Source organism: Paraburkholderia sejongensis, assembly GCF_020880815.1.
GTDB classification, from domain to species: domain Bacteria; phylum Pseudomonadota; class Gammaproteobacteria; order Burkholderiales; family Burkholderiaceae; genus Paraburkholderia; species Paraburkholderia sejongensis.
On record NZ_JAJITD010000003.1, the window covers coordinates 545,151 to 568,304 of the forward strand.

Here is a 23,154-nt window from a genome sequence, read left to right on the forward strand (position 1 = left end):
ATCCGGATTCGCTTAGCGCAGCGGCGAGAACGGCGCGGGCACGTAGATCGTCGATTCCATCGTGGTCAGATGCGCGGGTCCGCCCTTCGGTGGCCAGATGCCGTCCTTCACCGCTTCCGCGCGAATCCGCGAACGTTCGTCGACACTCGCATACGGCCAGATATTCAGAAAGCGCGGCACGGTGCCGTCGAGCGAATACATCGCGCCGACCAGCGGCGAGCGCTGCGCGCGCTCCGGCACGGCCTTCTGCCATGCATCGATCGTATGCTGAAGGCTCGCGAGTTTGGTGCCGTACACGCGCATTTCATAGATCCCGCCATGCACGGCCGGCTCGATCGGCGGCAGAAACGGAAACAGCGCGTAGCTTTCGACCTTCACGTCGTCGATCAACTCGCCGCAGCCGAATGGATTGCCCTCCAGCAGCAGACGCTTGCGCTCGTTCACGAGCGCCGCTTCCGATTCGAAGCCGCGCAGCACCATCACCTTGCCGAGCGCGCCGATATCCGAATACCAGCAGCCGAGCAGCGTCGTGCCGGGCTGCACGGCGCTCGCGTTGATACGCTCGAATACCTGCGCGTTCGCGCCGATCTTCACCGTCAGTGTGACCGTGTCATACAGTGTCATTGCATTGTCCCTCGATGTGAATGGAAGCCGCGGCGCGCGCTACGTGACGCGCATCCGGCGCGGCGCCGGCCAGAGAAAGTCCCGCGAGATAGCCGAAGGTCATCGCGGGGCCGAGTGTGATGCCGCCGCTCGGGTAACAGCCGCCCATCATGCTGGCGCTGTCGTTGCCGACCGCGTAGAGGCCGGCGATCGCGCGGCCGTTGTCGTCGAGCACGCGCGCGTGCGCGTCGGTCGCCAGTCCCGCGAACGTGCCGAGACTGCCCGGCAACACTTTGACCGCGTAAAACGGGCCTTTTTCGAGCGGCGCGACGCACGGGTTCGGTTGGTGAGACGCGTCGCCCTGCACGCGGTTATACGGTGTCGAGCCGCGGTGAAACTGCGGGTCGAGGCCGCGTTGCGCGTGCCGGTTGTACGCGGAGACCGTGTCCGCCAGAGCGGCCGCGTCGATCCCGCACACGGCCGCGAGTTCGGCGAGCGTCGCGCCTTTTTTCAGGTAGCCGGAGCGCACATAGGCGGACACCGGAAACGGAAACGGCTTCGAAAAGCCGAGCCCGTAGCGGCGCTGAAAAGCGTGATCGCAGATCAGCCACGCGCAGACTTCTTCGCCGGCGCGGGTCGTCGCGAACAGCGCGGACATGAAATCGTAGTAAGACGATGCCTCGTTGACGAAGCGCCGCCCTGCCCTCGTCACCGCAATCACGCCGGGCTTGCCGCGCTCGATCAGATGCGGAAACGCAACCGCGCCGTCGCGTTGCGGCACCAGCGACACCGGCGCCCATGCAGCCGGCGCCTTCAGCGTCGCATCGAAGCGAGCGCCGGCCGCTTCGCCCAGACGAATGCCGTCGCCGGTATTCGACAGCGGCGCGGCGGACCAGTGTTCGTGGCCGGACGGTGTGTACGCAAAAGTGCGCGCGCGCCGCTCGACGTCATGCGGAAAGCCGCCGCACGCGAGCACGACGCCGCGCGCCGCGCGCACCTGATGCACGACGCCGTGGATTTGCACTCGCGCACCGCTCACTCGACCGTGCTCGCGCAGCAGTGCGAGCGCCTTCGCATGGGTGCGCAAGTCGACCTGCCGATCCGCCGCGGACTTCAATAGCCGTGCGACCAGCGCATTGCCGTTGACGAGTTGCATCGAGCGGCCGTAACGCAGCTTTTGCCATGCGAATACCGCGAGCCGGCGCATCACGTAAAGCGCGGATTTCGGCGCGCGAGTCGCGCGAAAGAAATGCGCGAGGTCCGGGCCCGACGCCAGCGCGAGGCCCTTGAGCGTGGTGACCGGCAACGGCTCGCGCAGCTTGCCGATCAGCGGGCCGAGTTCGCGGCCGTCGAACGGCATCGCGCAGACCGAGCGCCCGCCGGTCGCCGCGCCGGGCGACGTATGAAAGTCGGGAATCCGGTTGCCGTCGATGAAACGCACGGCCGTGTTGCGCTCGAAGAACTCGATCATTCGCGGGCCGTGTTCGAGCAGCGCATCGGTTTTGTCCGCGTCGAACCTGGCGCCAAGCTCGTTTTGCAGGTACGTGCGCGGCGCTTCGATATCCTCATGGATACCGGCGCGCGTCGCCAGCGGGTTGCGTGGAATCCACATCCAGCCGCCCGACCACGCGCTGGTGCCGCCGAACACCGCTTCTTTCTCCGCGACGATCACGCGCAAGCCTTGCGCGGCCGCGGTCACCGCCGCGGCCAGTCCGCCGGCGCCGGAACCCAGCACCAGCACATCGCATTCGAGAATCGCTTCACTCGTCTCCACCGTGTTCTTCCAGGCAATAGCAGTTGTTATGGAATGAATTTATTTTGTTGAATACTATTCCACAATAGGGCATCTTGCAAAGACTTTTATGACGACAAGGAGGCGTGACATGCGAGTACTGGTAACGGGCGGCAGCGGTTTTCTGGGGGCGTGGATCATGCGGCGGCTGCTCGCGCGCGGCATCGATTGCGTCGCGTTCGACCTGCACGCGAAGCCGCAACTGCTGGCCGCGCTCGCGCCGGAGCGCGCGGCGACGGTGCAGTGGCGCAGCGGCGACATCGCGCAGGCGGCCGACGTGGCGAACGCGCTACAAGGCTGCGACGCGGTGATTCACCTGGCCGGCATCCTGACGCCCGATTGCGCGGCCAATCCGGTGCGCGGCGCGCAGATCAATCTGCTCGGCACGCTGAACGTCTTCGAGGCGGCGCGCGCGGCCGGTCTGCCGCGCGTGCTGTATGCGAGCAGCGCCGGCGTGTTCGGCCCCGCCGACGGCGCGACGCCGTTTCCGCAAACCCACTACGGCGCGTTCAAGCTCGCGTGCGAAGGCTCGGCGCGCGCGTACTGGAACGACCACGGAATCGCCAGCGTCGGCTTCCGGCCGCTGGTCGTCTATGGCGCGGGCCGCGAGACCGGTTCGAGCGCGGGGCCGAGCCTCGCGTGCCGCGCGGCCGCGCGTAACGAGCGCTACACGATGCCGTTCAGCGGCTCGACCGGCTTCGTGTTCGCCGACGACGTCGCCGCCGCTTATGAGGCCGCGTTGCTGCGCGATATCGAAGGCGCGCACGCGTTCACGCTCGCCGGACAGATCGCTTCGGTAACCGAAGTAATCGACACACTCGCGACGCTCGTGCCGGGTTCGCGCATCGACGCGAGCGGCGCGCCGCTGCCGATCGCCACGGACTTCCCGCGCGATCCCGAACTGGAGCGACTGCTGCCGGGTCTGCCGCGGACATCGCTCGAAGAAGGCCTGCGGCAGACGGTGGCGTTCTATCGCAACGCCACCGTTGCCGTGCAATAGGCATTTCATAGCCGCGCAATCGCGGTGTAAGCGCCGCGTTCAGTGCCCACTCAGTGCCCGCTCAGCGCCCCCTCAACGCCCCGCGCCGTCCACCGCCGCGGGCGCGACCGGCTCGCGCGCCGCCGCCGCGCGCTTGACCGCGAGCGTTGCGGCGAGCGTGCGCGCGGCGTCGTCGACCGAACACAGCGGCGTCTCTTCGCGCGCGATCACCGCCGCGAAGTGACGCAACTGCTCGTGATACGGATCGGCAGCGTGCGGCGTGCTGCGCTCGACGGTCAGCGGTTCGTGCCAGCCCTTGTTCGCGCGGTATTCCCACACGTCCAGTTGCGGCAGCGTCAGCGACGCATCGGTGCCGATCAGGTAATGGGTGTTCACCTGCTGACGCGGATAGTGCGCCGCCTCGCCGGCCGCCAGATCCCAGTTCCACGGCGACGCCGCGCAATCGGACACCGCCAGCGTGCCGAGCGCGCCGTTGGCGAAGCGCAACAACACGGCGGCGGTGTCTTCCACCTCGAAACCGCGCACCGCGTTCGAGCTCAGCGCCTGCACCTCGACGATCTCGCCGAGCAGGAACCGCATGATGTCGATGTCGTGGATCAGGTTGATCAGCACCGGGCCGCCACCCGCGCGACGGCGCCATTCGACGTCGAAATACGCGTCGGGCTTGTAGAACGTCGCGAGCGCGTTGGCCGCGACCGGCGTGCCGAGCCGGCCCGACTGCACGATCTCGCGCGCGCGTCGCAGGATCGGGTTATGGCGCCGGTGATGGCCGACCAGCAGCGGCACGCCCGCTTCCCGCGCGGCGCGGCTCAGGCGCCGCGCTTCATCGATGTCGTCGGTCACCGGCTTTTCGATCAGCGCCGGCACGCCGCGCGCGATGCACGCGAGCCCCACGTCGACATGCGTCGCATTCGGCGTCGCGACGATCGCGCCCTCCGGGCGCATCTCGTCGAGCAGCGCCTGATAGTCGGCGAACCAGCGCAGCCCTTCGGCGCGCGCGAATTCCTGCGCCGCCGGCGACGGGTCCGCGATCGCGACCACCTCGACCTGAGGATGCAGCCGCGCCCGCTCCACGTGCATGCGCCCGATCGCGCCCGCGCCGATCACCGCCAAACGTCTCCGTGCCATCAACTCTTCTCCTTGGGATCAATTGCTTCGTTGAACACATCGTTTCGACTTGTTCCAGGTGAATACCCGGATACTCCGAAACCGGTTTTAATTGTTGAATGCTATTCCAATTACGACACGAGTTCACGAAGTTTTTCGAATTCACCTGCCGACCGGCGCGGAGACAGACCGATGAAAGACCAACCCAAGCAAATCGATACCCCCCACCACCCGGCTGCGGACGCGGCCGCCGGCGGCGGCGTCACGCGCCGCGCGTGGCTCGCCGCCGTGGGCAAGACGCTCGCGAGCGGCGCGGCGGTGCTGGCCGCGCCGGCGATCGTGCGCGCGCAGGGCGAGCAACCGTTGAAGCTGGGCCTGCTGATGGCCAAACAAGGGGTGTGGACCGAACAGGGCGAGGTGATCGCGAACGGCGTGAAGCTCGCGCTCGACGACGCGAACAACCAGGCGCGCGGCCGCCGTCTCGAGCTGGTCTGGTACGACGAACCGAACCCGCAGTCGGCGCAGCAGAACATGCAGAAGCTGGTCGAGCAGGACAAGGTGATCGCGGTGATCGGCGGCACCAACAGCGGCACGTCGCTGGCGATGTCGTCGGTCGCGAATCGCACGAAGACGCCGTATATCGCGCCGAACGCGGCCGCGCGCGAGTTGACCGGCAGCAGCTGCAACCCGTACACGTTCCGCGTGCTGAGCCCGACGCCGGTCACCTGCCGCGCGCTCGCGCCGTCGCTGCTGGCGATCGGCAAGAAGTGGCACTTTCTGGTCGCGAACTACGCGTATGGGCAGGACATCCAGCGTTCGATGTCCGAGCTGCTGAAGCAGTCGGGCGGCACGATGACGGGCGCCGACGTGACGCCGCTGAACACCACCGACTTCAGCTCGTTCATCCTGAAGATCCGCCAGTCGAAGCCGGACGTCGTACTGCTCGGTCTGCCGGGCGGCGACCTGTCGACCTTCCTCAAGCAGTACGCGGAAATGGGCATGAAGGACAAGATTCCGGTCGCGTGTCCGATCATCGGCGACTCCGATCTGTGGTCGATCAGCGCGGACGCGGCCACCGGCTATTACGGCAAGCCATGGCACTTCAGCGCGCCCGGCCATTCGCCGGAAGAGCTCGCGTTCATCAGGAAGTACACCGCGAAGTACGGCAAGCCGCCCGCCGACAAGGCCTGGATCGGCTGGTTTACGACCCGCGCGCTGCTCGCCGGCATCAATCAGGCGAAGAGCACGTCGGGACAGGACATCGTGCAGAGCCTGGAGACGGTGCAGTTCGGCGACAGCAGCGGCCCCGCGTATTTCCGGCCGTGGGACCACCAGATGTTGCGGCGCTGGACCGTGTTCAAGGTGAAGGATCACATCGCCGACAAATGGGACTGGCTCGATCAGGTGTCGGCGGTGCCGCAGAACCCGGCCGAACTCGACAAGCTGTACGGCTCGAAGCAGGAAATCGGCTGCACGATGGCGGCGCGCTAACGCGCTGACGCGCAGTGACGCTATCACGCCGCCGCTGCGCCCCGCGCGCCGCGGCGGCGAACCGTTCCCCGAGTTTCCCGCAGTCACCTGGAGTACAGGCATGGCAGAAATGGTGTTGTCCCAGATCGCCAACGGGCTGGTGCTGGGCTTTCTTTACGTGTTGCTCGCGATCGGCTTGTCGATCATCTGCGGGCTGCTGGGCATCGTCAACTTCGCGCACGGCGCATTGTTCGCGCTCGGCGCGTACTTCGCGATCGCGCTGTCGCTGCAGTTCGGCTGGGCCGCGGTGGTGGTCGCGCCGATTCTGGTCGCGCTGGTCGGGATGCTGATCGAAGTGGTGTTCATCCGAAGGCTCTACGGCAAGGAGCCGTTGCTGAGCCTGATCGTGACCTTCGCGCTGTCGCTGCTGCTAACCGCGCTGATGCGGCTGGTGTGGGGCGCGGGCGGCCTGCCGTTCAGCCCGCCCGCGTCGCTCGGCGGCATCCTCGTCTATGGGCCGCTGCTGATCACCAAATACCGGCTGTTCGTGCTCGCCGCGACGATCGCGATTCTGCTGGCGTTGTGGTGGTTCATGAAGTTCACGCCTTACGGCCGGATTCTGCGCGCCGGCAGCCGCGATCCGGAAATGGTCGGACTCCTTGGCATCAATCTGCCGCGCGTGCTGACCGGCGCCTTCGGTCTCGGCGCGCTGCTGGCCGGCGCGGCCGGCGTGCTCGCCGCACCGCTCTTGACCGTCACGCCGAGCATGGCGACCGCCGCGGTGATGCCGGCGTTCGTGATCGTCACGATCGGCGGGCTCGGCTCGTTCGCCGGCGCGCTGGTCGCGGGCCTGCTGGTCGGCATCGTCACCGCGCTGGCGGTGCAGTTCTTTCCGGAAAGCTCGTCGGTGGCGATGTACGTATTGATGGCACTCGTTCTGCTCGTGCGTCCGCGCGGGTTGTTCGGCGAACGCTGGGAGCGCTTCGAATGAATCTCAAACTCTTGACCCGGCACCCGGTCGCACTCCTGACGATCTGCCTGATCGTCGTCTCGCTCGCACTCGGCGCGACCGGCACGCCGCTCGAACGCGCGACCCAGATCGCGATCTACACGCTGTACGGGATGGGCGTGAACCTGCTGGTCGCGTACACCGGCCTCGTGCCGTTCGGCGCGTCGGTGTTCTTCGGCACCTCGACCTATCTGGTCGCGATCTCGCTGCAACGGCTGATCGGCAACGAGCTCGTCGCGCTCGCCGCGAGCGTCGCCGTCACCGCGGTGATGGCCGCGTTGATCGGCGCGGTGGTGCTGAAGCGGCGCGGCCTGTATTTCTCGTTGCTGACGCTCGCGTGTTCGCAGATCGCGTTCGAAATCGCGTTCAAATGGACCGACATGACCGGCGGCGAAAACGGCCTGCAAAACGTGCCGCGCCCGAGCTTCGCGACCACCACCGGTTTCCATCTGTTCGCGTGCGCGTCGGTGATCGCGCTCGCGTACGGCTTGTGGCGGCTCGTGCACGCGCCGTTCGGCCGCGCGTTGCAGGCGCTACGCGACAACGAGCAACGCGCCGCCAGCCTCGGCTACGACACCTACCGGCTGAAGCTGTTTGCGTTCGTGATCTCGGCCGCGCTGATCGGCTATGCGGGCGGCCTGCTGTGTCTGATGCTGCAAGGCGCGTATGCGAACAATCTGAGCTGGGAGCACGCGGGCGACAGTCTGTTGATGACCGTGCTCGGCGGCGTCCATCAGTTTCTCGGCCCGCTGTGGGGCGCGATTGCGTTCATCCTGCTCGAAGACAAACTGAGCAGCCTGACCGAGCATTGGTGGCTGATCTTCGCGCCGATCATCATCGCGTTTGCGTTCTTCTCGCCGGAGGGGATTCAGGGTCTCGCGCAACGGTTGCTGCGCCGGCCGCGCTGGACGCTGGTGCGCGACACGATTCCGGCGCGCCCCGAAGCGATCGCGCCGTATCGGGCGAGCCGCATCGAGATGGACGCGAAAACGCCGGTGCTCAGCGTGCGCGGATTGTCGAAGCAATTCGGCTCGCTGGTCACCGCCGACAAGATCGATCTCGACGTCTACCCGTACCAGTTGCACAGCTTCATCGGGCCGAACGGCGCGGGCAAGACGACCTTCTTCAACATGCTGACCGGCGTGCTGCCGCCGTCGTCGGGGACGATCCAGTTTGACGGCAAGGACGTGACGAGGCTCGCGATGTTCCGCCGCGTGCGGCTCGGCATGAGCCGTTCGTTCCAGATCCTCAGCGTGTTCCGCAACCTGACCGTGTTCGAGAACGTGCGCGTCGCGGTGCAGGCCGCGCAGCGCGAACGGCTCGGTCTGTGGCGCGACGCGCATACGCTCGACAAGCAGAACGCGCAGACGTGGTCGCTGCTCGCGGCGGTCGGGTTGGTGGAGCGTGCGGCGGCTTCGTGCGAGAGCCTGTCGCATGGCGAGCAGCGCTTGCTCGAAATCGCGTTGTCCCTGGCGACCCAGGCGCGCCTGCTGTTGCTCGACGAACCTCTGGCGGGTCTCGCGGAAGCCGATCGCAAGATCGTCGCGCGGATCGTGCGCGAACTCGCGAATCATCACGCGGTGCTGCTGATCGAGCACGACATCGACCGCGTGCTGTCGATCTCGGATCGCGTCAGCGTGTTGCATCGCGGCCATCTGATCGCCGACGGCTCGCCCGCCGACGTCGCCGCGCATCCCGAAGTGATCGAAGCGTATATGGGCCATGCGAAGGGCCAGCGGCCGGTCGACGCGCGGCTCGCCGAGCAGCTGGCGAAGAAACGCGCGAGCGCCGCGAACCCGCGGCCGCTGCTGCAATTGCGCAATCTGAAGGCCGGCTATGCGGGCAATACGATTCTCGACGGCATCGATCTGACGCTGCACGAAGGCGAGGTGATTGCTATTTTGGGCCGCAACGGCGTCGGCAAAACGACCGCGTTGCGCGCGGCGACCGGCGTCGCGCAAGTGAGCGCGGGCACGATCACGTTCGACGGCCACGACATCACCGCGCGCCCGATGCACGAGATCAACCGCCTCGGTCTCGCGATGGTGCCCGAGGGCCGCCGGCTGTTCCCGAATCTGACCGTCTATGAAAACCTGCGCCTTGCCGCGCGCAAGGGCGGCGCGAGCGTCGATGAAATGTACGCGCTGTTTCCGCGCCTCGCGAATCGCAAGGACGTGCGCGCCGAGCATCTGTCCGGCGGCGAGCGGCAGATGGTGGCGATCGCCCGCGCGTTGATGGCGCCCGCGAAAGCGATCCTGCTCGACGAGCCGTTCGAAGGTCTCGCGCCGGCCGTCGTGCAGGAAGTGCTCGATGCGGTCGTCAAGCTGCGCGAGCGCGCGAGCGTGGTGATCGTCGAGCATCAGGCGGACATGGTGCTACCGATCGCGGACCGCGTGTACGTGCTCGTCAACGGCCGCATCGCCTACGAAAACACGGCCGACGCGCTGGCACAGGATGCCGCGACACAAGCCAGACTGCTCGGCATCGTGCATGACGATGCCGCGCCTAACCTCGAAGTGAGAACAGCATGAATGCAAAGATTGCAACGGACGTCGCGGTATCGCTCGACCAGGGATTGAGCGGCGCGACGCGGGTGTATTTCATCGTCGGCGATCCGATCGCGCAGGTGCGCTCGCCGCAAGGTGTAACCAACGCGATGCGCGCGGCCGGCCGCGACGCACTGGTGGCGCCGGCGCACGTCGCGCCCGCCGATCTCGCGGCGTTTTTCGCGGGCGTTACGCCGATGCGCAACGTCGATGGCGTGATTGTCACGGTGCCGCATAAATTCAGCGCGGCCGGCTTCTGCACGAGTCTGACCGACGAGGCCGAGTTTCTCGGCGCGGTCAACACGCTGCGCCGCACGCCGGACGGCGGCTGGCATGGCGGGATGTTCGACGGCACCGGCCAGGTCGCCGCGCTGGCCGACGCCGGTTGCGAACCGAAGGGCAAGCGCGCGCTGCTGATCGGCGCGGGCGGCGCGGGTTCGGCGATCGGGCATGCGCTGGTCAGCGCCGGTGTGAGTTCGCTGGCGGTTCGCGATAACGACGCCGCGCGCGCCGCGTCGCTGGTCACGCGGCTGGCCGCGCTGCAACGCGGCGCGGTCGAACTGGCGCCGGCGGATGTCGCCGCGGAGAGCTTCGACATCGTCGTCAACGCGTCGCCGATGGGGATGCGCGCCGAGGACCCGTTGCCGGTCGACGTTTCGCGTCTGCCCTCCTCCACGTTCGTCGGCGATGTCGTCACGAAGCCGCCGCTCACGCCGTTCATCGAAGCGGCGCGCGCGCGTGGCTGCAAAACCGTGACCGGCACGCAAATGTTCCAGCAGGTGTGCGACCGGATGGTCGAGTTCCTGTTGGACTCCGAAGCATGAGCGCAGGTATTAGCGCAACGCAGCGCGTCGCGGTCATTACCGGCGGCGCGGGCGGAATCGGCCGCGCGATCGCGGCGCGGCTGCAACGCGACGGTTTGCGGGTCGCGCTATGGGATCTGGATGAGCGAGCGGCGCACGAAGCCGCAGCCGAACTAGCAGAACTAGCGGACGGTGCGCCGCGCGCGGCGTTAGGCGTACATGTCGACGTGACGGATGAAAAATCGGTCACCGCCGCCATGCAAACCACCGTCGCCCATTTCGGCGCCTGCCACGTGCTGATCAACAGCGCGGGCACCACCGGCCCGATCGCGCCGGTCGCCGACAGCGAACTCGCCGCATGGCAGCGCTGCATCGACGTCAATCTGCGCAGCGTATTCCTGTGCTCGCGCGCCGCCGTCGCGCCGATGCTCGCGGCGGGTTTTGGGCGTATCGTGAATCTCGCGTCGATCGCGGGCAAGGAAGGCAATCCGTCGATGTCAGCGTATTCGGCCGCGAAGGCCGGCGTCATCGCGTTCACCAAATCGATGGGCAAGGAACTGGCGCTCACGCCGGTGCGCGTGAACTGCATCGCGCCCGCGGTAATCGACACGCCGCTGCTGCAGCAGATGACCCCGGCAGCGCTCGCCGCGAGTCTCGCCAAGATTCCGATGCAGCGCGCGGGCACGGCCGGCGAAGTCGCCGCGCTGGCCGCGTGGCTCGCGTCGGACGAATGCTCGTTTTCGAGCGGCGCGACCTTCGATCTGTCGGGCGGCCGCGCCACTTATTAAGGATCCCGGATGATCCGCAAAGAATCGGATGAAACCATGCAAGAGGCAAGCAAATGAATTCAGCTAACGGTTCGGCTTGGGACGATTGGGACGACGAGGTCGATCTGCTCGTGTTCGGCGCTGGCGCGGCGGGGATGACGGCCGCGCTGATCGCCCATCACGAAGGCCTGAACGTGCTGGTCTGCGAGAAGACCGCAGCGGTCGGCGGCATTACGTCGACGTCGGGCGGCACCACGTGGGTGCCGGGCACGCAACTGAGCGTCGATGCGGGCGTGCCGGACAGCGTCGACGATGCGCGGCGCTTTCTGCAATCGGTGGTCGGCGCGCGCGGCGGCGACGCGGCCCGCGAGGCGTTTCTGCAAAGCGGCCCGCTCGCAATCGACGAATTGCAGCGGATCAGCGACGTGAAGTTCGTCGCGGCCGCCGCGCATCCTGACTATGTGACCGGTCCCGGCGCCGCGTTCGGCGGCCGCGCGCTCGCGCCGCTGCCGTTCGATGCGCGCGTGCTCGGCAAGGACTTCGCGCGCGTGCGGCCGCCGCGCAAGGAGTTCATGGGCCTGGGCGGAATGATGGTCAATCGCAACGATCTGGGCGCGCTGCTCAGTCCGTTCGCGTCGGTCGGCAACCTCAAACGCACGCTTGAAGTGGTCGGCCGCTACTGCGTCGATCGCCTCAGTTATCCGCGCGGCACCCAGCTCGTGATGGGCAATGCGCTGGCCGCGCGGCTCTACTACAGCCTGCGCAAACGCGACGTGCCGGTGCGCTTCGATGCGCCGCTGGTCGAACTGATCCGCGAGCAGGGACGCGTGACGGGCGCGGTCGCGGGCAGCGCGGACGGCAGCCGGCGGCGGATTCGCGCGCGTCTGGGTGTCGTGCTCGCGACCGGCGGCCTCACGCGCCATCCGGTGTTGCGCAAACAGCTGTTTCCGGTGGCCGCGCAACCGCTGTCTCTGTCGCCCGACACCCATACCGGCGACGGCATCGCCAGCGCGCTCGCGGCCGCTGCGCGACTCGAAGACGGCGGCGATAGTCCGGGCCTGTGGATGCCCTGCTCGATCCGCCGCGCGCCGGACGGCAACGACCATGTGTGGCCGCACATCATTCTCGATCGCGCGAAGCCCGGACTGATCGCGGTCAACAGCCGCGGCGAGCGCTTCGTCAACGAGTCGAATTCGTATCACGACTTCGTGATGGGGATGCTGCGCGACGCCGGCGACGGTCAGAGCGTGCCCGCGCATCTGATCGTCGATGCCGCGTTCATCCGCGACTACGGTCTGGGTCTGCTGATGCCGGGACGCAGCCGCGCGCGGATCGCGGAGTTCGAGCGTTCCGGTTATCTGGTCAAGGGCGACACGCTGGAGCAACTGGCGTCGAAACTCGGCGTCGATGCGGCGGGTCTCGCGCGCACCGTGCAGGCTTATAACCGTGACGCCGCCGCCGGCAAAGACCCCGCGTTCAACCGCGGCGCAAGTCCGATGAGCCGCTTCAATGGCGATCCCGCGCAAAAGCCGAATCCGTGCATCCGCCCGCTGGGCGACGGGCCGTATTACGCGGTCACCGTGTGGCCCGCCGATCTCGCGTGCAGCGCGGGCCTGAGCGGCACGGCCAATGGCGAGGTCCTCGATGCGAACGGCGCGGTGATTCCGGGTCTGTTCGCGTGCGGCAACGATCTGGCTTCGATCTTTCGCGGCACCTATCCGGGACCGGGCACGACGCTGGGTCCGGCGATCGTGTTCGGCTGGCGGATTGCGAAGTTCGTCGCCGGGAAACTTGATCAGGCGCCGGCCGGTGAACGCTCGCGCGCCACGGCCTGCGCGAATCAGCCATCCTGAGGATTTCGAAGCAAAAAGACAAACGGCTGGGACTTCACGAGTCCCAGCCGTTTTTTATCGAGGCTCCTGTTTTTAGCCGTGCGCGGCTCGCAGTCGCATGGCCAATGCCGAACACCCCGCGCGTCGATCAGGCAACCGGCGCAGAACTTTTCCTCGCTACTGCCTCGGAGTGAGCATGCGCGCTCGCAGGCGATTTACTGGCATCCGCTTCATACCCAATCACATCCGCCGCATGACGGCCCGCGATATACCCGAAGGTCATCGCCGGTCCGAGATTGATGCCCCCCGACGGATAGAAGCCGCCCATCACGCTCGCCATATCGGTGCCGACCGCATAAAGTCCGGCGACCGCTTGACCGTTCGCGTCGAGCACCTGCGCCTGACCGTTGGTCTTCAGCCCGGCGAACGTGCCGAAGCTGCCCGGCTGCACCTTGACCGCGTAGAACGGCCCATGTTCGATCGGCGCGACGCACGGATTCGGCCCGTCGTGCAGCGGATCGCCGCTCTTGCGGTTGTACGGCGTCGAGCCGCGTTTAAATTCGGGATCCTCACCACGGCGCGCGTGCTCGTTGTACGCGGCGACGGTGGCCGCCAGTGCCTCGGCGTGGATCCCGCATTGCCGCGCCAACGCTTCGATCGTCGCCCCCCGCTTCAGATAGCCGTTGCGAATCTGCGCGCCGACCGGCACTGGAAACGGTCGCGCATAACCGAGCCCGTAGCGCCGCAGAAAGCGGTGATCGCAGATCAGCCACGACGCGACCTCTTCGCCCTGCGGCGCCGCCGCGACCATCGCGGCCGCGTAGTCGTAATAGCCATCGGCCTCGTTGCAAAAGCGCTTGCCGTTCGACAACACGCCGATCAGCCCCGGCTTGCCCCGGTCGATGATGTGCGGGAAATGCCCGACCGTACCGTCCGCGTGCATCACCTTCGACACCGGCGCCCACGCGGCCGGCGACGCGACATCGGTGACCAGCACGCCGCCCGCCGATTCGCCGAGACTCACGCCGTCGCCAGAGCAACTGGACGGCGGCAACGCCAGGTGCTCGTGGCCGGTCGGCGTGCGCGGAAACAGCGCCTTGCGGCGCGCGATGTCGTTCGGAAAACCGCCGGCCGCGAGCACCACGCCTTTGCGCGCGCGTATCGTCAGTTCGCCCGCGGCAGTCGACACGACCGCGCCACGCACCGCGGCGCCGTCGAACACCAGCCGTTGCGCGGGCGCCGACTCCATCAGCACGACGCCCAGATCCTGCGCGGACTTCGCGAGCCGCGCGACCAGCGCGACGCCGTTGACCAGCTGCATCGCGCGGCCGTGAATCGCGAGGTCGAGCAGATGGCGGGTAAAACGCCGGGTCACGTGCGCAAACGACGCGACCGAACGGGTCATGCTGAGGAATGCGAGCAGATCCTTGCCCGCCATGATCGGCATCCCCATGAACGAGGTTTCGCGCATCGTTTTACGCAGACGTTTGATCAGCGGACCGACCTCGCGTCCGTCGTACGGCGCGGCGATCACCTGATGGCCTTGCGTCGCCGCTCCTTCGACATTGCCGTGCACGTCCGGGATCGCATTGCCGTCGACGAATTGCAGCGACGTGTGCGCGTCGAAAAACGCCACCATGTGGCCGCAGTTGTCGAGAAACGCGTCGATCCGCTCCGGGTCGTAGCGGCGGCCGAGTTCGTTCTTCAGGTACGTGCGCGGTTGTTGGGCATCCTCATCGATCCCGGCGCGCTTCGCGAGCGGATTGCCGGGCACCCACATCCAGCCGCCGGACCATGCGGTGGCGCCGCCGAACACAGCGTCCTTCTCCACCACCACGACCCTCAGCCCGTGCCACGCGGCCGTGACCGCGGCAGCCAGTCCGGATGCGCCGGAACCGATCACGAGCAGGTCGCAATCCATCTGTTTCGCTGTGTTCATGTTTGCTGTCTCTATGAAACGAGCCTTCACGGCCGTGGCGCGCCGCGCTCGAAATTCGCAACGGCTCAGGGTTCCCGCGCGACGCTTTCCATCTTCCTCTCCTCGTCGCCCAGGCGGGTGGAAAGAAGTGGAAAGCCGATCGTCATCCATATAATTTGAACTTCGTTCTAATTGGAATACTATTCCACAATCCAAAGAGTTGTGTCAATATGCGTTCCCTGCACGTCGCCAGGCGACGCGCGCAAGTCCAACAGCGAAGACACGGAGACGAAATGGAGTCGAGATCACGCGGCGCGCCACGCGCCAGTCAGGCATCGCCGCACGGCGATCAAAGTAGAAAAGCGGCGGCGAGCGGCTGGATCGGTTCGGCGCTCGAATACTACGATTTCTTCATCTACGCGACCGCCTCCGCGCTGGTGTTCCCGCAGATCTTCTTTGCGAAAGGCAATGCGACCACCGCGATCGTCGCGTCGCTGGCAACCTATGGCGTCGGCTATGTGGCGCGGCCGATCGGCGCGTTCGTGCTCGGCCACCTCGGCGACACGCACGGCCGCAAGAACGTGCTGCTGTGGTGCATGTTCCTGATGGGTTTTTCGACGATGGGCGTGGGCCTGCTGCCCACCTACGAGCAGGTCGGCCTGCTCGCGCCGGTGCTGCTGGTGGTGCTGCGTCTGGTTCAGGGCTTCGCGGTGGCCGGCGAAATTTCCGGCGCGAGTTCGATGATCCTCGAACACGCGCCGTTCGGCCGGCGCGGTTTTTATTCGAGCTTCACGCTGCAAGGCGTGCAGGCCGGACAGATTCTCGCGGCGGCGGTGTTTCTGCCACTCGCGCATTACATGCCGGCCGAGCAGTTCAACGCATGGGGCTGGCGCATTCCGTTCCTGCTCAGCTGCGTGGTGATCGTCGCGGGCTGGATCATTCGCCGCAAGGTCGACGAGACGCCCGCGTTCACCGCGCAGGTGCAACGCGACACGCGCGCCCGCTCGCCGGTGCTCGACGCGTTCCGCTACAGCTCGCCGAACATGCTGCGGGTGGTCTGCATGGCGCTGATGAACGTGATTCCGGTCGTCGCGACCATTTTCGGCGCCGCCTATGCGGTGCAACCCGCGTATGGAATCGGCTTCGCGAAAGACGTGTATCTTTGGATTCCGGTGGTCGGCAACTTCATCGCCGTGCTGGTGATTCCGTATGTCGGCAAGCTGTCCGACCGCGTCGGCCGCAAGCCGCCGCTGATCGTCGGGTCGCTGCTGTCGGGCCTGCTCGCGTTTGCGTATCTGTACGCGATCAGCATTCACAACGTGCCGCTCGCGTTCGTGATGTCGCTGCTGATGTGGGGCGTCGTCTATCAGGGCTACAACGCGGTGTTTCCGAGCTTTTTTCCGGAGCTGTTTCCGACCCGCACGCGGGTATCGGCGATGTCGATCGCGCAGAACGTCGGCACCGCGATCACCGCGATGTTGCCGGCGCTGTTCACCGCGCTCGCGCCGCCGGGAGCGGCCAACATCTGGTTGATCGTCGGCGCGCTGGCGTTCGGCGTCACGGTGATCGCCGCGCTGGCCGCGGCGAGCGCCCGCGAGACCTACCGGATCCCGCTGAACCAGCTCGGCCAGGCGGATGCGATCGCGCTCGACAAGGCCGAATACGACCGGCTGCGCGCGCAAACGGCAAGCGGCGGTCGGCTGGCGTGAGTTTGAAGGTGAAGTCGAACGACAACGTGACCTTAAGTGTGCGCGTGAGCTTGAGCAGCCGTCACGCCGATCGCTTCGAGCGCGCGGCGCCGTGCGGCAGGGCCACCTCGCCGCTCTGACGGCTCTCGATCAAGCCGCGCGTGCGTTGGGAAACCCGCGCGGCGGCTTCCTTGATCGACTCGACCAGCCGCTCGAGATTCGCGAACTCGAGGCGCTGGGTCGGCACGATCGCTGCGAGCGAGCCGACCGCTTCGCCGGACTCGTCGGTAAACAGCGGCGACGCGAGCGCCGACACACCGTCCTCCAACTCGTCTTTCGACAGATAAAAACCGGCGCGCCGGATCTTCAGCAGCGACGCGCGGAATTCGTCCAGCGTCGCGCCGAGCCCGCTGTGCGCGATCTCATCGGCGTACTGATCGAACAGCAGCGCGAGCTTGGCCTTCGGGAAAGTCGACAGAATCGCCTTGGGCGCCGCGCCTAAAAACAGCGGCCGCGGCCGCCCGCGGCCGTAGCGCAGATCGAGCGACGCATCGTGCGTCTCGCGATGCGTGTCGACCAGTTCGTTGCCATACCAGCGCGACATCACGATATCGAAGCCCGAGTGTTCGGACAGCTCGCGCATGATCGGCTGACCGACCGCGAGCAGCGGGTCCGACACGCGCAGGTGATAGTCGAGCTTGATGATGCGCGGGCCGAGACCATAGTCGCCGCCCGCGAAACGCACCAGCAGTCCCGCATCGACGAGTTCGCGCACGTAGCGATAAGCGGTCGGCGTCGAACAGTCGAGTTCGGCACCGACGTCTTCGACCGACAGCAACGGCTTCGCTTCCGAGAACAGCTCGAGGATGGATAAGAGTCTGGTGATGCTCGACATGTGAACGATAGGCCCATGAACGTGCAGCGATTATAGCCAGAGCGCCCGCGCTGGCTGCCTCCTCTTCGGCAGCGGATTCAAGCCGGCGACGGCGCCCTTTCACACCCTTCTCCACTCACGCCACCCCCATCCGCTCGGCCATTTCGGCCTGCCACACGCTGCGCGGCCGGAAGCCCGGCAGCGTGCGCGCATGGCGTTCGACCTCGGCCATCAGTTCCGCGTCCGGCAGTTCGAAATCGACCGGCACGCGCATCGGTTGATCGACGTACCACGGCGTATCGACGAATAACTCGAGCCGATTGCCCTCCGGATCGCGCGCATAGATCGACACCGCATTGCCGTGCGTGACCGGATGGATGTCTTCCAGTCCTTCAGCGATGAACGTGCGGTGGAACTGCCGCAACGTCGCGAGGCTGTCGGCCTCCAGCGAGATCTGGTTGATCGGATTGAACGCGAGCTGCGCGGGCCGGCCGCTCGCGAGCACGATCTGATGATGCACAGCCGGATCGCGACTCAGAAACACCAGTTGAACCTCGCCGTTCGGCGTCGGCAGCTTGCCGCGATCGGTCACGGTGAACCGCAACACCCGCGCGTAGAAGTCCTCGACCCGCGCCATATCGGTCACGTAGAAGCCCATGTGGCTCAGCGACAGACCCGGCCGCCGCGCTTTGATCCCGTCCATGCTCGTCTCCAGTACTGATAAACCCTAAGAAAAAACACGTTGTGTTCTTGTGTAAATCCAGTTTATTCTCAAAATACGATAAATGCACAAGTTTTTTATGAGACGTGCGAATCGATTTCAACCACTTTTATCAGCGGAGCATTCATGAAACTCGTCAGCTTCTCGACCTCGCGGGGCCCGTCGTTCGGCATCGTGCGCGACAACGCGGTGTTCGATCTGGGCCAGCGCCTCGGTGGTCGCTACGCCGACCTGAAGGCGCTGATCGCGGCCGACGCATTCGCGCAAGCGGCGCGCGCGATCGAAGGCGCGCAACCCGACTACCTGCTGTCGGACGTGAACCTGCTGCCCGTGATCCCGAACCCCGAGCAGATCTTCTGCGTCGGGCTGAACTACGCGGAGCACGTGAAGGAGACCAATCGAGAAACCACCGAGCAGCCGGTGATCTTCATGCGGCTGTCGGCATCCCAGGTCGCGCACGGCCAGCCGATGCTGCGTCCGCCCGAGTCGCAACAGTTCGACTACGAAGGCGAGATCGCGGTGATCATCGGCCGCGGCGGCCGGCGCATCGCCGAGGCGGACGCGTGGAATCACATTGCCGGGTACGCCTGCTACAACGACGGCTCGGTGCGGGACTGGCAGCGTCATACGACGCAATGGGGTCCCGGCAAGAACTTTTATCGCACCGGCGGCTTCGGGCCGTGGATGGTCACCAGTGACGAGATCGAAGCCGACGCGCTGATGACGCTCGTGACCCGGCTGAACGGCCAGGAAGTGCAGCGCGCCACCACGCAAATGCTGATTCACGGGATCGCCAAACAGATCGCCTATCTGTCGACCTTCACGCCGCTGTCCGCCGGCGACGTGATCGTGACCGGCACGCCGGGCGGGGTCGGCGCGAAGCGCAACCCGCCGCTGTTCATGAAGGCGGGCGACGTGGTCGAAGTGGAAGTGGATCGCATTGGAGTCCTGCGCAACCCGGTCGCCGACGAAGCGTGACGCAAGCATAGAGCTCGTTGCCACGCACGGCTTGATGCGCGTGGCGTCTCATCGGACGGAACTGAACATGTCAGATCAACTCATCGCCGCGCACGCGTGCGACTACGACGTCGCGATCATCGGCCTCGGGCCGACCGGCGCGACGCTGGCCAATCTGCTCGCGCTGCAAGGTTTGCGGGTGCTGGTGCTGGAACGCGACAAGGACATCTTCGCGCTGCCGCGCGCGGTGCATTTCGACGGCGAATGCATGCGGGTGTTCCAGACGATCGGTATCGCCGACACGCTGCTGCCGAATCTGTTCGTCGGTCCCGGCATGAAGTTCGTCAATGCCGCGGGCAAGCTGCTGATCGACTGGCAGCGGCCGACCGGCATCGGCGCGCACGGCTGGTGCGCGAGCTACAAGTTTCATCAGCCCGATCTGGAGAATGCGCTGCGCGAACGTCTCGCGAGCCAGCCGACGGTCGATATCCGGCTGCGCCACGAAGTGTTCGCGCTCGACGAAACCGCCGACGGCGTGCAGTTGCGCTTCGAGCACACGAGCTGTGGCAAGCTCGGCCGCGCGAGCGCGCGCTACGTGGTCGGCTGCGACGGAGCGCGCTCGATTGCGCGCCGCTTCATGGGCACCGAGCTGACCGATCTGCAATCGCACGAGCGCTGGGTCGTGGTCGACGTGCTGCTCGACGCGGCGCGGCCCGATCTCGGCGACTTCTCGATCCAGTACTGCGATCCGGCACGCCCGACCACCTATACGCGCGGCCCGGGCAACCGGCGCCGCTGGGAAATCATGGTGATGCCGGGCGACGACGCTGCCCAGCTGACCTCCTCCGAGTGGCTGTGGGACAAGCTCGCTCGCTGGATCACGCCCGCCGATGCGCGGCTCGAACGCTCGGCCGTCTATACGTTTCATTCGGTCGTCGCGAACGGTTGGCGCCGCGGCCGCCTGCTGCTGGCCGGCGATGCCGCGCATCAGACGCCGCCGTTCATGGGCCAGGGGATGGCCGCCGGGATTCGCGATGCGTCGAATCTCGCGTGGAAGCTCGGCGCGGTGCTGCGCGGCGAAGCGGCGGACACGCTGCTCGACAGCTATGAAGCGGAACGCTCGCCGCACGTGCGCGAGTTCATCGAAACCGCGGTGCAGCTCGGCTCGGTGATCCAGACCACTCATCCCGATCTCGCGAATGCCCGGGATTGCGAAATGGCCGACGCGATCCGCAATTTCGTCACCCCGCAGCCGAAGCTCGGGCCGGGCGAGTGGCGCGACGAACCATCGGGTACGGCGGGCCATATCGCGCCGCAGCCTCGTCTGGACGATGGCGAACTGCTCGACGACCGGGTCGGCTACCGGTTCGCGCTGCTCGCGCGGCCCGAAGTGCTGGCAGACCTGCTGCGCGAAGACCCGGAACTGCGCGGCGCCGCTGAGCGCGCCAACGTCGAACTGGTGGCCGGCGAGCACGCAGCGATTCGCGAGTGGCTGGCGTCGCTCGATGCACTTGCGGTCCTCATTCGCCCGGACCGCTATGTATTCGGCGTCGCGCGCTTCAGGCACGAGTTGGAAGAGTTGCTTCAGCAGGCACTGCCCCGCCTGCATCCCGAAAGCGCATGACCGGCCCATAGCCGTTCGAGCCGCGCGATCACACATAGACCAATAAAGCCATCTATCCCTGGAGACGTCATGGAGACAACCCATCACCCGGCCGGCGCGCCTAGCCCCGCGCAATCCGCCGGTCTGACACGATCGCAATGGAAGATGATTCTGATCGCCAGCCTCGGCGGCTCGCTGGAGTTTTACGACTTCATCGTCTACGGCTTTTTCGCGCATCACATCGCCGCGCAGTTCTTTCCGAACCAATCGGCGCTGCTGAGCATGCTGGCGGCGTTTTCGGTGCTGGCAATCGGCTATGTGATCCGGCCGCTCGGCGGCATCGTGCTATCGAGCTGGGGCGACCGCTATGGCCGCCGGCCGGTGTTTCTCGGCTCGATCGTCGTGGTGACCGCGTCCACCATCTGCCTCGGACTACTACCCAATTTCCAGAGCTGGGGCATCACCGCATCGATTCTGCTGATCGTGCTGCGGATGCTCCAGGGCTTCTGTGTGGGCGGCGAAATGCCCGGCGCGGTGACCTATGCGGTCGAGGCCGCGCCGCGGCGCGCCGGTCTCGCTGCCGGCGTGATCATCTGCGCGGTCAACGCCGGCGTGTTGCTCGCGACGCTCGTCAACCTCGCCATTCAGAGTTCGATGTCGAGCGCGAATGCGGCCGCGTACGGCTGGCGCATCGCGTTTCTATTCGGCGGGCTGTGCGGGATCGTGTCGTACTGGATGCGGCGCAACCTCGACGAATCGCCCGAATTCACGAAGATGCATCGCGCGGTGAACCGCCAGCCGTTTCGCGAGACCTTGCGCGATCATGGCAAAAAGGTGGTGGCTGCCGCGCTGACGATCGCGGTAATGGCCGGTGTCAACGGCATTCTGTATGGCCACATGCCCGCGTTCATGGTCCAGCAACTGCACTACGCGCCGCGCACCGCGGCGCTCGCGCAGAACGCTTATCTGCTCGTCAGCTCCATCGGTCTGCTGGCGGCAGGCTGGCTCGGCGACAAGCTACCGCGCCGCTATCTGCTGCGCGTGTCCGCCGCGCTGCTGGTGATATTCAGCTTTCCTTTCTATCAGGCGCTGGTCGATCACAGCGTGAATCCGGTCTTGCTGTTCGTGCTGGCCGCGCTGGTGTTCTCGCCCGCCAGCGGCACATGGGCGTCGGTGCTCGCCGATCAGTTCCCGGTGCAGGTGCGCTTCAGCGGCATTGCGCTGTCGTACAACGCGTCGGTGCTCGTGTTCAGCGGCTTCGCGCCGCTGCTCGCAACGATGCTGGTGCGCGAGACCGGCTCGCTCGCCGCGCCGGCTTACTTCGTAATCGGCACCTGCGCGATCGCGTTCGTCGCGAGCTTTGCTTTGCCCGCCGGCGGCGCGGCGATGCGCGGACAGTTGCGAGGCGAGCCGTTCAATCGCGAAGCCTCGCGATGACCCGCTACGCACGGCAGTTTGAAAGCGGCTGCTTGACTGCAATGCCAGAGGTGAACGCGCTGCCCGCGCAAACGGGCAGCGTCGGCCGGGGATGCCAGGGAGTACTTCGTTGCGCTTATTGTCGATCGACTCACGCAAGCAAGTTATGCCCTGAGAATCATGGTTGTGGAGCGTAGTCGTCGAGTTCTTTAATCAATGGATCCACTAATGGTAGATGTACCGCAACGACAAAGACCTCGACCTGACTCATCGAGCACTCCTCCGAGCCCGCGTCGCTTGCGGTAATCACGCTGACCCGCTTGCCGCTCTTTTCATGGAAGGTGATGTGATAGACCTGGCGCCAGAGTTGATCGCCGTCCTCGTCTTTGCCGGTCTTCTCGGATGCGAGTCGCACGGCTTTGATTTTGGAATAGTCGATATACCCCGGTTTGAGAAAGCCCGAGTTCCTTAGGGCAATTTCCGCGACGTTGGTTGGGTATCTGTCGCATTGCGGAGATTCCGCCAGACATAACGCGGGAAGGAGGAGCAAGGTCAGAAGAAAAGAGCGCTTCATGGGTACTCCACCGTGAGCCATCTGTCGCCGCTGTTCCAGATTTTCTTGCGGGTTTTTTTCTCGACAACGATACAGCCTTTTGACGCGTTACCGGGGTCACGCTCGCTATCACCATGGATCATAAAGCCCGAGCGTCCGCCTAAGCTCGTTCCTGCGACAGGATTGAGGCGCATGCTAAAAGGCCCCGTGTGAGAGTGTTTGAACGGCGCCCCGATCTCGTACCGTCCAACGGGGATAGGTCCTTTGTCACGTACATATTGCATGCTGTGCAAATTCTTTCCTGGAGTAGCCCCTTGATTCTCAGGACACGTGGCACCCCTTAAAATAAGAGGGAGTCTTGTGACTAGTTTCAAGCCTAGGCAAATCGTGGAAAGCATTGAAGTTCTGACAGAGCCGGAGCGCCGCCGTCGACGTTCGGTCCAGGAGAAAGTGGCCATCGTGCAGGAAACCCTGGAGCCGGGAGCAACGGTTTCA

General features: G+C 65.9%; 19 protein-coding genes and 1 pseudogene. 12 read left to right on the forward strand and 8 right to left on the reverse strand.

Going from position 1 to position 23,154, the window contains the following annotated elements:
• Positions 1 to 12: 12 nt before the first annotated feature.
• Together LJ656_RS08580 and LJ656_RS08585 are read right to left on the reverse strand one after the other, a co-directional pair.
• Positions 13 to 624, reverse strand: coding sequence for an NIPSNAP family protein (locus LJ656_RS08580; protein WP_230508835.1), 612 nt, complete (start codon positions 622 to 624; stop codon positions 13 to 15).
• Positions 611 to 2,377: an FAD-dependent oxidoreductase gene (locus LJ656_RS08585; protein ID WP_230508836.1), complete on the reverse strand. Its 1,767-nt coding sequence runs from the start codon at positions 2,375 to 2,377 to the stop codon at positions 611 to 613. Before LJ656_RS08585 ends, LJ656_RS08580 begins: the two co-directional genes overlap by 14 nt.
• A gap of 109 nt (positions 2,378 to 2,486) precedes the next feature.
• On the opposite strand from LJ656_RS08585, the gene LJ656_RS08590 reads away from it, so the two are divergent.
• Positions 2,487 to 3,395 carry an NAD-dependent epimerase/dehydratase family protein gene (locus LJ656_RS08590; protein ID WP_230508837.1) on the forward strand — a complete coding sequence of 303 codons (909 nt, stop codon included), beginning with the start codon at positions 2,487 to 2,489 and terminating at the stop codon, positions 3,393 to 3,395.
• 72 nt (positions 3,396 to 3,467) lie between these two features.
• Here LJ656_RS08590 and LJ656_RS08595 read toward each other — a convergent pair whose 3' ends face one another.
• Positions 3,468 to 4,523 (reverse strand): Gfo/Idh/MocA family oxidoreductase, encoded by a 1,056-nt coding sequence (locus tag LJ656_RS08595; protein WP_230508838.1) that lies wholly within the window; start codon positions 4,521 to 4,523, stop codon positions 3,468 to 3,470.
• Positions 4,524 to 4,694: 171 nt separating this feature from the next.
• On the opposite strand from LJ656_RS08595, the gene LJ656_RS08600 reads away from it, so the two are divergent.
• The 6 genes from LJ656_RS08600 to LJ656_RS08625 all read left to right on the forward strand — a co-directional run bounded on the left by LJ656_RS08600 (position 4,695) and on the right by LJ656_RS08625 (position 12,950).
• On the forward strand, positions 4,695 to 5,993 hold the full coding sequence (locus LJ656_RS08600) for an ABC transporter substrate-binding protein (RefSeq protein WP_230508839.1): 1,299 nt from the start codon (positions 4,695 to 4,697) through the stop codon (positions 5,991 to 5,993).
• A 100-nt stretch (positions 5,994 to 6,093) separates the two neighbouring features.
• Complete coding sequence (locus LJ656_RS08605; protein ID WP_230508840.1) at positions 6,094 to 6,963, forward strand: branched-chain amino acid ABC transporter permease; 870 nt, start codon at positions 6,094 to 6,096, stop codon at positions 6,961 to 6,963.
• Positions 6,960 to 9,512 carry a branched-chain amino acid ABC transporter ATP-binding protein/permease gene (locus LJ656_RS08610; protein ID WP_230508841.1) on the forward strand — a complete coding sequence of 851 codons (2,553 nt, stop codon included), beginning with the start codon at positions 6,960 to 6,962 and terminating at the stop codon, positions 9,510 to 9,512. The genes LJ656_RS08605 and LJ656_RS08610 overlap by 4 nt, the downstream gene beginning before the upstream one ends.
• Positions 9,509 to 10,351 (forward strand): shikimate dehydrogenase family protein, encoded by an 843-nt coding sequence (locus LJ656_RS08615; protein ID WP_230508842.1) that lies wholly within the window; start codon positions 9,509 to 9,511, stop codon positions 10,349 to 10,351. The genes LJ656_RS08610 and LJ656_RS08615 overlap by 4 nt, the downstream gene beginning before the upstream one ends.
• Positions 10,348 to 11,118: an SDR family oxidoreductase gene (locus LJ656_RS08620; protein WP_230508843.1), complete on the forward strand. Its 771-nt coding sequence runs from the start codon at positions 10,348 to 10,350 to the stop codon at positions 11,116 to 11,118. The genes LJ656_RS08615 and LJ656_RS08620 overlap by 4 nt, the downstream gene beginning before the upstream one ends.
• Positions 11,119 to 11,171: 53 nt before the next feature.
• Positions 11,172 to 12,950, forward strand: a complete 1,779-nt coding sequence (locus tag LJ656_RS08625; protein WP_230508844.1) for an FAD-binding protein — start codon at positions 11,172 to 11,174, stop codon at positions 12,948 to 12,950.
• 127 nt (positions 12,951 to 13,077) lie between these two features.
• On the opposite strand, the gene LJ656_RS08630 is transcribed toward LJ656_RS08625, so the two are convergent.
• On the reverse strand, positions 13,078 to 14,868 hold the full coding sequence (locus LJ656_RS08630; RefSeq protein ID WP_230508845.1) for an FAD-dependent oxidoreductase: 1,791 nt from the start codon (positions 14,866 to 14,868) through the stop codon (positions 13,078 to 13,080).
• Positions 14,869 to 15,140: 272 nt separating this feature from the next.
• On the opposite strand from LJ656_RS08630, the gene LJ656_RS08635 reads away from it, so the two are divergent.
• Complete coding sequence (locus LJ656_RS08635) at positions 15,141 to 16,556, forward strand: MFS transporter (RefSeq protein ID WP_230508846.1); 1,416 nt, start codon at positions 15,141 to 15,143, stop codon at positions 16,554 to 16,556.
• 61 nt (positions 16,557 to 16,617) lie between these two features.
• Here LJ656_RS08635 and LJ656_RS08640 read toward each other — a convergent pair whose 3' ends face one another.
• Positions 16,618 to 17,430 (reverse strand): IclR family transcriptional regulator, encoded by an 813-nt coding sequence (locus LJ656_RS08640; RefSeq protein WP_230508847.1) that lies wholly within the window; start codon positions 17,428 to 17,430, stop codon positions 16,618 to 16,620.
• A 115-nt stretch (positions 17,431 to 17,545) separates the two neighbouring features.
• The gene (locus LJ656_RS08645) at positions 17,546 to 18,112 is read right to left on the reverse strand and encodes a VOC family protein (RefSeq protein ID WP_230508848.1); all 567 of its coding nucleotides are present in this window, start codon (positions 18,110 to 18,112) and stop codon (positions 17,546 to 17,548) included.
• 144 nt (positions 18,113 to 18,256) lie between these two features.
• On the opposite strand from LJ656_RS08645, the gene LJ656_RS08650 reads away from it, so the two are divergent.
• The 3 genes from LJ656_RS08650 (at position 18,257) to LJ656_RS08660 (ending at position 22,127) form a co-directional block, all read left to right on the forward strand.
• Positions 18,257 to 19,108 carry a fumarylacetoacetate hydrolase family protein gene (locus tag LJ656_RS08650; protein WP_230508849.1) on the forward strand — a complete coding sequence of 284 codons (852 nt, stop codon included), beginning with the start codon at positions 18,257 to 18,259 and terminating at the stop codon, positions 19,106 to 19,108.
• A 67-nt stretch (positions 19,109 to 19,175) separates the two neighbouring features.
• Positions 19,176 to 20,711, forward strand: coding sequence for a bifunctional 3-(3-hydroxy-phenyl)propionate/3-hydroxycinnamic acid hydroxylase MhpA (gene mhpA, locus LJ656_RS08655; protein ID WP_230508850.1), 1,536 nt, complete (start codon positions 19,176 to 19,178; stop codon positions 20,709 to 20,711).
• Between the two features lie 69 nt (positions 20,712 to 20,780).
• Positions 20,781 to 22,127, forward strand: a complete 1,347-nt coding sequence (locus tag LJ656_RS08660) for an MFS transporter (RefSeq protein ID WP_230508851.1) — start codon at positions 20,781 to 20,783, stop codon at positions 22,125 to 22,127.
• Positions 22,128 to 22,284: 157 nt separating this feature from the next.
• Here LJ656_RS08660 and LJ656_RS08665 read toward each other — a convergent pair whose 3' ends face one another.
• The gene (locus tag LJ656_RS08665) at positions 22,285 to 22,680 is read right to left on the reverse strand and encodes a hypothetical protein (RefSeq protein ID WP_230508852.1); all 396 of its coding nucleotides are present in this window, start codon (positions 22,678 to 22,680) and stop codon (positions 22,285 to 22,287) included.
• Positions 22,677 to 23,057 carry a tlde1 domain-containing protein gene (locus tag LJ656_RS08670; protein ID WP_268998541.1) on the reverse strand — a complete coding sequence of 127 codons (381 nt, stop codon included), beginning with the start codon at positions 23,055 to 23,057 and terminating at the stop codon, positions 22,677 to 22,679. Before LJ656_RS08670 ends, LJ656_RS08665 begins: the two co-directional genes overlap by 4 nt.
• Here LJ656_RS08670 and LJ656_RS35100 point away from each other — a divergent pair.
• Positions 23,020 to 23,154 (forward strand): annotated as a pseudogene (locus LJ656_RS35100) (IS3 family transposase); the annotation flags it as partial. The gene LJ656_RS08670 and the pseudogene LJ656_RS35100 overlap by 38 nt on opposite strands.

Excerpts from the sequence above, each read along its gene's own strand:
- LJ656_RS08580 (WP_230508835.1), bottom strand. The coding sequence starts at position 624 with ATGACACTGTATGACACGGTCACACTGACGGTGAAGATCGGCGCGAAC.
- LJ656_RS08590 (WP_230508837.1), top strand. The coding sequence starts at position 2,487 with ATGCGAGTACTGGTAACGGGCGGCAGCGGTTTTCTGGGGGCGTGGATC.
- LJ656_RS08595 (WP_230508838.1), bottom strand. The coding sequence starts at position 4,523 with ATGGCACGGAGACGTTTGGCGGTGATCGGCGCGGGCGCGATCGGGCGC.
- LJ656_RS08600 (WP_230508839.1), top strand. The coding sequence starts at position 4,695 with ATGAAAGACCAACCCAAGCAAATCGATACCCCCCACCACCCGGCTGCG.
- LJ656_RS08605 (WP_230508840.1), top strand. The coding sequence starts at position 6,094 with ATGGCAGAAATGGTGTTGTCCCAGATCGCCAACGGGCTGGTGCTGGGC.
- LJ656_RS08610 (WP_230508841.1), top strand. The coding sequence starts at position 6,960 with ATGAATCTCAAACTCTTGACCCGGCACCCGGTCGCACTCCTGACGATC.
- LJ656_RS08615 (WP_230508842.1), top strand. The coding sequence starts at position 9,509 with ATGAATGCAAAGATTGCAACGGACGTCGCGGTATCGCTCGACCAGGGA.
- LJ656_RS08620 (WP_230508843.1), top strand. The coding sequence starts at position 10,348 with ATGAGCGCAGGTATTAGCGCAACGCAGCGCGTCGCGGTCATTACCGGC.
- LJ656_RS08625 (WP_230508844.1), top strand. The coding sequence starts at position 11,172 with ATGAATTCAGCTAACGGTTCGGCTTGGGACGATTGGGACGACGAGGTC.
- LJ656_RS08630 (WP_230508845.1), bottom strand. The coding sequence starts at position 14,868 with ATGAACACAGCGAAACAGATGGATTGCGACCTGCTCGTGATCGGTTCC.
- LJ656_RS08635 (WP_230508846.1), top strand. The coding sequence starts at position 15,141 with ATGGAGTCGAGATCACGCGGCGCGCCACGCGCCAGTCAGGCATCGCCG.
- LJ656_RS08640 (WP_230508847.1), bottom strand. The coding sequence starts at position 17,430 with ATGTCGAGCATCACCAGACTCTTATCCATCCTCGAGCTGTTCTCGGAA.
- LJ656_RS08645 (WP_230508848.1), bottom strand. The coding sequence starts at position 18,112 with ATGGACGGGATCAAAGCGCGGCGGCCGGGTCTGTCGCTGAGCCACATG.
- LJ656_RS08650 (WP_230508849.1), top strand. The coding sequence starts at position 18,257 with ATGAAACTCGTCAGCTTCTCGACCTCGCGGGGCCCGTCGTTCGGCATC.
- mhpA (WP_230508850.1), top strand. The coding sequence starts at position 19,176 with ATGTCAGATCAACTCATCGCCGCGCACGCGTGCGACTACGACGTCGCG.
- LJ656_RS08660 (WP_230508851.1), top strand. The coding sequence starts at position 20,781 with ATGGAGACAACCCATCACCCGGCCGGCGCGCCTAGCCCCGCGCAATCC.
- LJ656_RS08665 (WP_230508852.1), bottom strand. The coding sequence starts at position 22,680 with ATGAAGCGCTCTTTTCTTCTGACCTTGCTCCTCCTTCCCGCGTTATGT.
- LJ656_RS08670 (WP_268998541.1), bottom strand. The coding sequence starts at position 23,057 with ATGCTTTCCACGATTTGCCTAGGCTTGAAACTAGTCACAAGACTCCCT.